The sequence below is a fragment of the Actinomadura sp. NPDC000929 genome (assembly GCF_040492065.1).
GTDB lineage: Bacteria > Actinomycetota > Actinomycetes > Streptosporangiales > Streptosporangiaceae > Spirillospora > Spirillospora verrucosospora.
This window is the reverse complement of record NZ_JBEUPA010000223.1, coordinates 1-9,793: the sequence shown is the minus strand read 5'-3', so window position 1 is coordinate 9,793 and position 9,793 is coordinate 1. Positions and strand designations below refer to the sequence as shown.

Genomic DNA, 9,793 nt, shown 5'->3' with positions numbered 1-9,793 from the left:
GCTCGTCCGCCGCCACGGCGGCCCCGGCCCCGGCGCCGCCGTGCACCAGCGCGATCGCGCGCGGCGGCAGCCCGCCGGCCAGCAGCGCCTCCACCAGCCGCTGCGCCAGCAGGGGCGTCACCGGGCTCGGTTTGAACACCACCGCGTTGCCGGCCGCCAGCGCGGGCCCGATCTTGCGGGACGGGATGTTCAGCGGGAAGTTCCAGGGCGTGATCGCGCCCACCACCCCGACGGGCTCGCGCCGCGTGTAGACGAGCCCGCCGTCGGGCGCCGGGTGGCTCTGGCCGGTGATGCGGTGGGCCTCCCCCGCGTAGAAGCGCAGGTTCCGGGGCGTGCGGGAGACCTCCATGGCCGCCTCGGCGCGCGTCTTGCCCTCTTCCCGCACCAGTTCGGCGACGAGTCCGTCCGCCCGCTCCTCCAGCCACCGCGCCGCCGACTCCAGCACGTCGGCGCGCTTGTCCGCGGACGCCGCGGCCCATTCCGCGGCGCCCTCGACGGCCCCGCCGACGGCCGCTTCCACGTCGGCGGCCGACGACTCGGGGAACTCTCCGACGATCTCGCCGAGTTCCGCCGGATTCCTCCGCCGGAACGTTCTGCCGTCCTGTGCCGGGCGCCATTCGCCCCCGACGAGGTTCAGGCCCTCATGCATGCTCGCTCGTCTCCATTCCCGGGTCACCGGCGATCGCGGTGAGTTCGACTTCGACGGGGGCGCCGCCGGGGAGGGCGCGGACGCCGACGGCGCTGCGGGCGGGGCGCCCGAGCCCCGGCGCCAGCGCCTCCAGGGCGGCCGAGGCGCCGTCCGCGACCGCCGACAGGTCGGTGAACCCGTCGGCGCAGGCGACGTAGACCGTCATCCGGACCCACCGCCGGACGCGGCTCCCGCTGCGACGGAGGTCCCCGTTCGCGACCGCGGCGACGGCGTTGCGGACGGCCAGGGCGGCGGCCTCGCGCGCGGCGGGGACGTCCAGGTCGCGGCCCACGAGGCCGGTGGCGGTCAGGCGGCCGTCCCGGCGCGGCGTCATCCCGGCGCTCGCGACCAGGAGGTCGCCCGCGCGGATCGGCTCGGCGACGGCCGGGACGTAGTCGCCCTGGGGGCGGGGCGCGGCGGGAAGCTCAGACACCGAGGGCCACCCCGTCCTGGCGGGGGTCGGACGCGCCGAGGAGGGCGCCGTCCGCGACGGAGACGATCTGGGCGCTGCCGCCCGCGTCCCAGGGGTCCTGGACGGCGACGTCGTGCCCGGACGCGCGGAGCGCCTCGATCCGGCCGGTCCCGAGACGGGACTCCACGCGCAGTTCGGGCGGACGGCCGAGGACGTCGGCGTCGCTGCCCGGGTGGACGGTGAAGCGCGGCGCCGCGACGGCGGTCGCGGGGTCGTGGCCGTGGTCGAGCAGATGGGACAGCAGCTGGGCGTTCCACTGGACCTGGCCGTCCCCGCCGGGGGTGTTGCCCGCGTGCAGGAGGCGGCCGGAGGCGCCGGTGACGAGCCAGGCGTTCAGGGTGTGCAGCGGGCGCCGGCGCGGGCGGACCTCGTTGGGGTGCCCGTCGATGAGGTAGGCGCCGCGGCCGAGCCGGTTGTTGAGGACGATGCCCGTGCCCGGGACGGTGATCCGGGCGCCGAAGGTGAAGGCGAGCGAGTGGATGAGGCTGACCGCCCGCCCCTCCGCGTCCACGGCGACCATGGAGGTCGTGTCGCCGCCCGCGGGGACCGGCGACGTGAGGCCGGCCGGGAGGTCGCCCGCGTCGAGGCGGGCGCGGGCGGCCGCCAGCGCGGGCGGCGCGAGCAGTCCGCGCCAGTGGTCGCTGCCGTCGCCGCACCCCGCGAACCGGTCGGCGAACGCGATGCGGGCGGCCGAGGCCATCCGGTGGACCGCCTCGGCCGACAGCCACGGAAGGCCGGACAGGACGCCGTCGCAGAGGCCCGCCTGCTGAGCCACCATCCAGCCGGGCGTGGGCGGCGGGGTCAGGTGGATCGTCGTCCCCCGGTACTCGCAGGTCAGCGCCGCCTCGGGGACGGAGCGGCCGCCCGCCATCCATTCGTAGCCGGAGAACGGCGCCCCGGCGTCGACCAGGGCGTCCACGGAGCGTTCGGCGAGGGCGCCCGAGTACAGGTCGGCGGGGTCGTCCGCCAGCCTGCGGAGGGTGGCGCCGAGGTCGCGCTGGACGATCGGCGCGCCGGCGGCGGGCACGCGGCCGCCGGGAAGGAAGACCTCGGCCGTGCCGGGGTCGCGGGCCAGCGCGTCGCGGCGCTCGACGATGTCGGCGCGGGTCTTGCGGGTGCAGGGCAGGCCGTCCTCGGCGGCGGCGATCGCGGGCGCCCACAGCTCGGGCAGCCCGCGGGAGGCCGAGTCGGCGTGCAGGGCGGCGAGCGCGGCGACCGCGCCGGGGGTCGCGACGGCGAGGGCGCCCTCCAGCGGGACGGCGGCGAGGCCGCGGTCACGGTAGAAGGCGGGCTCGCCGCCGTCCGGGCCGAAGCCGCTGCCGCCGAACGCGGCGACGGAGCCGTCCGGGCGGCGCAGCAGGGCGAAGGCGTCGCCTCCGACCCCGCACTGGCCGGGCAGCGCGAGCCAGGACAGGGCGGCCATCGCGAGCGCGGCGTCCACCGCGTTCCCGCCGCCCGCGAGGATCCGCGCGCCGAGCAGGCTCACCGCCGGATGGCTGGAGGCGACCATGCCGCCGGACGCGACGGACGGGCCGCGGTCCGGGAGGCCGAAGGGGCTGCGCTCTGACATGCCGCCAGTGTCGGCGGCCCCCGATCAGCGCCGATACGGACCGATCGCCGAAGATCCGGCACCTTCCTTGGGCACCGTGCACACCGGCCCCGGGCACCGCTGCTTCGCTCGCCGGACGCCCGACATGGTGCACAAAATGACCAAGCGCGTAGTGTGCACGTTCCTCATTGTTCACCTCGGACCGATCGAGCAGATTCTCTGCAATCGTTGCGCCCGTCGGCCTCGCAGAGGGCGCGTACAGGGAGGGGGCGTCCTTTGGAAGCCGCTCACTGGATCTATCTGTCCGGAATCGTCGTCATCATCGCCGTGATGATCGCCCGTAAGAACGTCGTCATCCCCGCGGTGACCGCGACGTTCCTCACCGCCTGGGTGTTCACCGGCAGCCTCGTCACGGGACTGGAGTCGATCTTCAACGCCAGCCTCACCGCGGCGTCCGAGCTGTTCAGCATCTTCCTCATCATCGCGCTGGTCACCGCGCTGCTCGGGTCGCTGCGCGCGCTCGGCGCCGACCGCCGCATGGTGGAGCCGTTCCGCGTCGTCATGCGGTCCGGCCACTCCGCCTTCTGGGTGCTCGCCGCCGTCACCTACGTGATCAGCCTGTTCTTCTGGCCGACCCCGGCGGTGCCGCTGATGGGCGCCATCCTGCTGCCCGCCGCGATCGCCGCGGGGCTCCCGCCGATCAGCGCGGGGGTGGCGATCGCGATCGCCGGGCAGGGCATGGCGCTGTCCAGCGACTACGTCATCCAGGTCGCCCCGGGCCTGTCGGCGAAGGCCGCCGGGGTGGAGACCGGCGCGGTCGCCGACCGCGCCATGGTGCTGTCCCTGATCACCGGCCTGGTCGCGCTCGGCATCGGCTACCTGATGACGCGCTCGGAGTTCCGCAGGCCGGACGCGGCGCTGCTCGAACGCTGGGAGGCCGGGGAGTCGGAGCTGGAGGCGCCGGCGCCGCGCCGCTCGCTCATCCGCGTGCTGCCGCGGCGGCGCGTCCTGCAGCCGGAGCCCGCCGCGGCGGGCGGCGGCGACGGCGGCGTGGCCGTCCTCGACCACGGGCCCGGCTCCGGGTCCGGCGGCGGCTCGTCCACCGTGCCCGGACCCCGCTCCGGCGGATCGGGCGACGCGGGCGACGCGGGCGAGGCGTCGGACGAGATGACGCGGCGGGCGCTGTCGTCGCTGAACGGCGGCGACCGGCCGGGCGCGGACTGCCCCCGGCGGTCCAAGGCGTTCGCCGCGATCGTCCCGCTGGCCCTGATCGGCCTCGTCGGCTACATGATGCTGGGCAAGTTCACCGGGCTCGTCCCGGAGGTGGTGGGCGGGGACGCCGCCGCGCTCGTCGGCGGGGTCGCCACGGCGCTGCTGCTGGCCGCCGCGATCGCCAAGGACGGCCGGGGCAGCCTGGAGCGGTGCGCCGACCACATCGTGGACGGGCTGGTCTTCGCGATGAAGGCGATGGGGGTCGTGATCCCGATCGCCGGGTTCTTCTTCATCGGCAACGCCGACTTCGCCGGGAAGATCATGGGCATGGAGGAGGGCGCGAAGGCGCCCGGCTTCCTGTTCGACGCCGTCGTCCGGATGCAGGACGCGATCCCCGACAGCCAGTACGTCGTCGGCTTCGGCGTGCTGATCATCGGGATGGTCACCGGGCTGGACGGCTCCGGGTTCTCCGGGCTGCCGCTCACCGGCTCGCTGGCCGGCTCGCTCGGCCCGGCCTCCGGCGTCGACCCGGCGCTGCTCGCCGCGATCGGGCAGATGGGCTGCATCTGGGCCGGCGGCGGCGTGCTGATCGCGTGGTCGTCGCTGATCGCGGTGGCCGGGTTCGCCCGCGTGCCGGTGCTCGACCTCGTCCGCCGCTCGTTCCTGCCCGTGATCGCCGGCCTCGTCGTCGCCACGGTCGCCGGTCTGATCATCTACTAGGGAGCACGGTGACCGCGTCCTCCGACCTGTCCGATCCGGCCCCCGCTGCCGCGCCCGCCGCGGCGGCGGGGGGCCCGCCGCGCGCCGCCCTCCGGTGGCGCGCCGCGCTCCTGGTCCTGCTCACCTTCGGCGCCGGGACGACCGACATCGTCGGTTTCCTCGGCATGGAGAAGGTCTTCACCGCCAACATGACCGGCAACATCGTGCTGTTCGGCCTCGCCGCCGGCGAGGGGAACGGCGCCGACCTGGCCCGCTGCGGCGCCGCGACGCTCGCGTTCGCGCTCGGCCTGCTCGCCGGGTTCCTCATCGCGGGGCGCACCGCCGCCGGACGGGTGTGGCCGCCCCGCGTCACCGCCGTCCTGGCGTTCGTGCTGGCGCTGCAGACCGCGTTCCTCGCGGGGTGGGCCGCCGCGGGCGCCGAGCCGCGCGGCGGCGGGCTGCTCGCCCTCGTCTCCCTGTCGTCGGTGGCGATGGGCGCGCAGACGGCGGCGGCGCGCAGCATGGCCGCCGACGGGATCACCACCACGTTCGTCACCGGCACGCTGACCTCGATGATGGGCGGTCTCGCGGTCGGGCAGGGCGCGGCGGCCGGGCTGCGGACCGCGGTGATCCTCAGCCTCGCCGCCGGGGCGGCGGTGGCGGGCGCGCTGATGACCAGCGCCCCCCTCGCGGCCGCGGCCGTCAGTCCCGCCGTGCTGGCCGTGGTGATCGCCGGCGCGTTCCGGCTGCACCCGGCCCGGACGTCCTAGGCCGGTTCCGCCCGGTCAGGCGGGGCCCGTCCAGCGGGCGCGGGCCATGTCGACGCGGCGGCCGTCCGGGCGCAGCGGCGTTCCCTCGGCGCGGTAGTTCTCGTGGGCCCGGAGCTCGTGGCCGCTCGGCGGGTTCCCGTCCGCGCGGATCACCCGCCACCACGGGACGGCGCCCCCGTACAGCGACATCACGCGCCCGACCTGCCGCGGCCCGCCCCGTCCGACCAGCTCGGCCACGTCTCCGTAGGACAGGACGCGGCCCGGCGGGATGCGCTCCACGGCGTCCAGCACCGCCTCGGCGTACTCGTCAGGTTCGGACCACATCCGCTCATTCTCCCGGATCCCGCTCGGCGCGCAGCAGGACGGCGGCGCCCGCCAGGCCGAGCAGGCACAGCGCGCAGATCAGCGAGTAGGCGAGGACGAGACCGCCGGAGCGGTGCACGACCTGGACGGGGCGGACCGGACCGGTCGCGAACCGCTTCCCGGCGGGCAGGCCCGCACCGTCCGTCCGGGCCCCCGCCAGGGCGTCGGACGCGGCGAGCGCGGCGGCGGCGTCCACCCGCCCGAACCCGACGCCCCGGTCGTAGCCGCGCGCCGGGCGGTTCGCGGTGCTCGCCGCGACGGCCTGCGTGACCAGTGCGGGGGCGAGGCCGCGGTGGCGCGACCGGATGAGCGCGGCGACGCCGGAGACGAACGCGGTCGCCGGGCTCGTGCCGTCCCCGATCCAGTACCGCCCGTCCGGGCCCGCGCCGACGATCCGCACGCCGGGCGCGGACACGACGACGCCGGAGTTGCGGTTGGAGAACCCGGCGTGCCGGCCCCGCGCGTCCACGGCGGCCACGGAGATCACGCCGGGGAACGACGCCGGGTACAGGTACCTGGTGGAACCGCCGCTCCCGGGCCGGGGGGCGCCGCGCGCCGGGGCGGGACGGCCGCCCGCGCCGCGCGGGTCGTCCTCGGCTCCGCTGTTGCCGGCGGCCGCGACCACGACGACGTTCCGGCTGATCGCGTAGGCGACGGCGTCGCGCTCGCGCGGCGTGGGGTAGGAGCGGCCGAGCGACAGGTTGACCACGTCGGCGCCGTGGTCGACGGCGTACCGGATGCCCTGGGCGATCGTCCCCGTGTAGCGCGCGCCGCCGGTGAACTCCGCGAAGCCCGGCTCGTCGCGTTCCAGGATCACCCGCAGGGACAGCAGGCGGGCCTCGGGCGCGACGCCGACGACCCCCTCGGCGCCGCCGGGGCCGTGCCCGTGCCCGGCGATGATCGACGCCATGTTGGTGCCGTGCAGCCGCTTCGGCGGGACGCCGGGCGGGTTCGCGCCGCGCGTGTAGTCGGGCCCGGTGGTGACGGAGCCCGCGAGGTCGGCCTGGCCCTCGTCCACACCCGAGTCGAGGACGGCGACGGTGACGCCGCCGCCCTTGGACATCGTCCAGGCGCGCGGCACGTGCAGCGACTCCAGGACGGGGGTGACCGCGTCCCGCACCGGGTCGGAGGCGAGGGCCGCGCTCCGGGGTCCGGCGGCGCGGGCCGGCGGCGCGGCGGGGGCCGCGGCCAGCGCCACCGCGGCGGCCCCGGCCGCGGCGCGCCTCAGCACCGCCACTCCCGGGCGCCGCAGCGGACCTCCGCGGGTGCGGTCAGCGGCCGCAGGACGCCCTGGACGAGCTGCGGCGCCAGCTCGGCCGCGTCGGCCGGCGAGCCGCGCATCGCGGGACGCCCGTCGGCGTACCCGGCCGTCGCCGCGACCACGTACGGGCCGCGCTGCGCGGCGGTGGACGCCTGCCGGGCGGCGTCGCCGAACCGGGCCGCCACCGAACCCGGGAGCGGCAGCGCGCGCAGCCCCGGGCCGGGCTTGCGGGACGGGAAGAAGGCGACGGCCTCGCGCGCGGACCGCTCGTCCGGGAGCACGACCACGCCGACCGTGACCGCGAGCCCCTGCGCCTGGTCGAGGTAGGTGGCGCGCAGCACGGCGCGGCAGCCGCGGGCCGTCAGGGTCCCGGCGAACGCGTCGTCCACGGCCGTCTCGCAGCGGGTGTCGGGGCCGATCCCCACCCGGCGGGCCGTCTCGGCGGACGCCTGGCCGAGCCGGTAGGCCAGGCCCGCGGGGAAGATCCGCCCGGCCGTCCAGGTGCGGTAGCGGCCGGACAGCTCCGCCGCCGCGGCCTCCGCGCGCTCGGCGGGGGTGGGGGCGCGGGTCAGCTCGGCGGTCAGCCGCACCCCGGCCACGAGCAGGACGGTCGCGCACGCCGGCGCGGCCACCAGCGCGGCCGTCCTGCGGGAGATCCGCCGTCCGGCGCCCGGTTCCGGCTCGCCGTCCGGGGCGGAGATCTCGGCGCGCGACACCAGCGGAGCGTAGCCCAAGGCGGCTCAGGACGGGGCGGCGGGAGGCCGCCCGGAGTGGCGCCGCCGGAACGCGACCGCGAGCGCGAAACCTCCGGCCGTCCCGCCGAGCCCGATCAGCACGATCACGATGACCAGCGGGCGGACCCAGAAGGGCCGCTCGATGACCTCCACCGGGCCGGGGTCCTGCTTCCCGAACCGCTGCCCGGCGGGCTTGGCCCGCGCCGGGCCGGGCGACGCCGAGGCCAGCGAGTCCGCCGCCGACAGGGCCCGGGCCGCGTGCACCTCCCCGAACCCGATCTCCGGGTCGTAGCCCCCGGACGGGCCGTGCCGGGTGCTCTGGATCAGCGCCTGCGCGACCAGCGCGGGCGCCATCCGGGGGTGCTTCGCCCGGATCAGCGCCGCGATCCCGGCGACGATCGCGCTGGCGTCGCTGGTCCCGCTGCTCGCGAAGTACCGGCCGCCCGGCGCCCCGACGGGCAGGCCCGTGCCCGGCGCCGACAGCAGCACCGAGTAGTTGCGGTTGGAGAACGGCGCGCGGGAGTGGCCGGGCTCGGTCGCCGCGACCGCGATCACACCGGGGAAGGACGCCGGGTAGAAGTACGGCGCGAACCCGTCGCCGTCCAGCAGCCGCTCCTCGTCGCCGTCGTTGCCGACGGCCGAGACCACCACGACGCCCTTGCCGATGGCGTAGCCGACGGCCTCGCGCTCGGCCGGGTCGTCGTCCCCGCTGCCGAGCGACAGGTTGATGACGTCGGCGCCGTGGTCGGCGGCGTAGCGGATGCCGCGCGCCACCGCTCCGTGCGCGCTGCCCGCCGCCCGGAAGCGGCGGTAGCTGGCGTCCTCCGGCTCGCCGATCGTCCGGACGGCGAGGATGCGCGCCTGCGGGGCCATGCCGATGACGCCCGACCTGCCGCCCGGGCCGTGCCCCTGCCCGGCGATCAGCGTCGACATCCCGGTGCCGTGCAGTCGCGCGGGCGTCGTCCCCGCGTCGATCCCGGCGAGCATGTTGGGGCCGACGGTGACCCTGCCGCGCAGGTCCGGCTGCGTGGGATCGACGCCCGAGTCGACGACGCCGACCGTCACGCCGGCGCCCTTGGTCACCTTCCAGGCGGTCTCCATGCCGAGCAGGGCGAGGACGGGGCGCTGCCCGTCCCGCACCGCGTCGGCGCGCGCGTGGACGGGCATCAGCCAGGTTCCGGCCACGACCACCGCCGCCGCGGCCGCCGGCAGACCGCGACGCCTCACCCGCGCCCCCCTCAGCATTGCCACTCGGGCTGGTCGCAGTCGGGCAGCGCCTTGGCCGACAGGGTCCGCGCGATCGCGTGGGCGATCTGCGGGGACACCGCGAACGGCTCGCCCGGGCGCGCCTTCTTGATCGCGGAGGCGGGGCGGCCGTCGGCCTGACCGGACGTGGTCAGCACGACGTACGGGCCCCCGCGGTCGATCGTCCGGTCCTGCCTGGCCTCGTCGGTGAAGCGGGCGGACGCGGTCCCCGGGAACGCGGCGGCGCGCAGGGCCGGGCGGACGGAGCCCGTCCCGTCCGGGCCCTGCGAGCCGGGCAGCTCCTTGTAGGCCCGGTCGGCCTTCCACGGGTCGGGGAACGCCACCACCCCGACGGTGACGACGACGCCCTGCAGCTGGTCGACGTAGGTCGCGCGCAGGACGGCCCGGCAGCCGTGCCTGACGATCGTCGTCGCGATCTCCTCGTCCACGCCCTGGACGCAGCCGGCGTCGGGGACGATCCCCGTCCGGGAGGCGTACTCGGTGTGGTTGCCCGTCGGACGGTAACTGAGCCGCTCGGGGAACACGCGCCGCGCGGGCCAGGCCTCCCAGCGCTGCGCGACCTCCTTGTTGGCGGCGGTCTGGAGTTCGGCGTTGGTGGGCTCGCGCCTGAGGGTCGCCCAGGTGCCGACGAACGAGATCCCCGTGGCGACGAGGTAGCAGCAGCCGACGACGAGCGCCGCGAGCATCCACTGGCGGCCGGTCAGCCCCAGCACGGTCGGCGGGCCGCCGCCCTCGCCCGCCGGGCGCGGCGGCGCGCCGAACGGGCGCGCGGGCCCGGG

General features: G+C 77.1%; 10 protein-coding genes. 2 read left to right on the top strand and 8 right to left on the bottom strand.

Annotated features, from left to right (window positions below):
- The 3 genes from ABWI04_RS39910 to ABWI04_RS39900 form a co-directional block, all read right to left on the bottom strand.
- The coding region (locus tag ABWI04_RS39910; RefSeq protein WP_353835651.1) for an aldehyde dehydrogenase family protein at positions 1–649 on the bottom strand (649 nt) is incomplete at its 3' end.
- On the bottom strand, positions 642–1,121 hold the full coding sequence (locus tag ABWI04_RS39905) for a RidA family protein (protein ID WP_353835650.1): 480 nt from the start codon (positions 1,119–1,121) through the stop codon (positions 642–644). The genes ABWI04_RS39905 and ABWI04_RS39910, both read right to left, overlap by 8 nt.
- A complete protein-coding gene (locus ABWI04_RS39900; RefSeq protein ID WP_353835649.1) occupies positions 1,114–2,730 on the bottom strand; it encodes a gamma-glutamyltransferase in 1,617 nt (538 codons plus the stop codon). Before ABWI04_RS39900 ends, ABWI04_RS39905 begins: the two co-directional genes overlap by 8 nt.
- Before the next feature lie 309 nt (positions 2,731–3,039).
- On the opposite strand from ABWI04_RS39900, the gene ABWI04_RS39895 reads away from it, so the two are divergent.
- Together ABWI04_RS39895 and ABWI04_RS39890 are read left to right on the top strand one after the other, a co-directional pair.
- Positions 3,040–4,641 carry a hypothetical protein gene (locus ABWI04_RS39895; RefSeq protein WP_353835648.1) on the top strand — a complete coding sequence of 534 codons (1,602 nt, stop codon included), beginning with the start codon at positions 3,040–3,042 and terminating at the stop codon, positions 4,639–4,641.
- Positions 4,642–4,649: 8 nt separating this feature from the next.
- On the top strand, positions 4,650–5,390 hold the full coding sequence (locus ABWI04_RS39890; protein WP_353835647.1) for a DUF1275 family protein: 741 nt from the start codon (positions 4,650–4,652) through the stop codon (positions 5,388–5,390).
- A 15-nt stretch (positions 5,391–5,405) separates the two neighbouring features.
- Here ABWI04_RS39890 and ABWI04_RS39885 read toward each other — a convergent pair whose 3' ends face one another.
- From ABWI04_RS39885 to ABWI04_RS39865, 5 genes are all read right to left on the bottom strand, one after another.
- Positions 5,406–5,714: an MGMT family protein gene (locus ABWI04_RS39885; protein WP_345184540.1), complete on the bottom strand. Its 309-nt coding sequence runs from the start codon at positions 5,712–5,714 to the stop codon at positions 5,406–5,408.
- 4 nt (positions 5,715–5,718) lie between these two features.
- Positions 5,719–6,984 (bottom strand): S8 family serine peptidase, encoded by a 1,266-nt coding sequence (locus ABWI04_RS39880; protein ID WP_353835646.1) that lies wholly within the window; start codon positions 6,982–6,984, stop codon positions 5,719–5,721.
- The gene (locus tag ABWI04_RS39875) at positions 6,978–7,730 is read right to left on the bottom strand and encodes a hypothetical protein (RefSeq protein ID WP_353835645.1); all 753 of its coding nucleotides are present in this window, start codon (positions 7,728–7,730) and stop codon (positions 6,978–6,980) included. Before ABWI04_RS39875 ends, ABWI04_RS39880 begins: the two co-directional genes overlap by 7 nt.
- Positions 7,731–7,754: 24 nt before the next feature.
- Positions 7,755–8,975, bottom strand: coding sequence for a S8 family serine peptidase (locus tag ABWI04_RS39870; RefSeq protein WP_353835644.1), 1,221 nt, complete (start codon positions 8,973–8,975; stop codon positions 7,755–7,757).
- Positions 8,976–8,986: 11 nt separating this feature from the next.
- The coding region (locus ABWI04_RS39865; protein WP_353835643.1) for a hypothetical protein at positions 8,987–9,793 on the bottom strand (807 nt) is incomplete at its 5' end.

Coding starts and splice junctions, on each gene's coding strand:
- ABWI04_RS39900 (WP_353835649.1), bottom strand. CDS start 2,730: ATGTCAGAGCGCAGCCCCTTCGGCCTCCCGGACCGCGGCCCGTCCGTC.
- ABWI04_RS39895 (WP_353835648.1), top strand. CDS start 3,040: ATGATCGCCCGTAAGAACGTCGTCATCCCCGCGGTGACCGCGACGTTC.
- ABWI04_RS39885 (WP_345184540.1), bottom strand. CDS start 5,714: ATGTGGTCCGAACCTGACGAGTACGCCGAGGCGGTGCTGGACGCCGTG.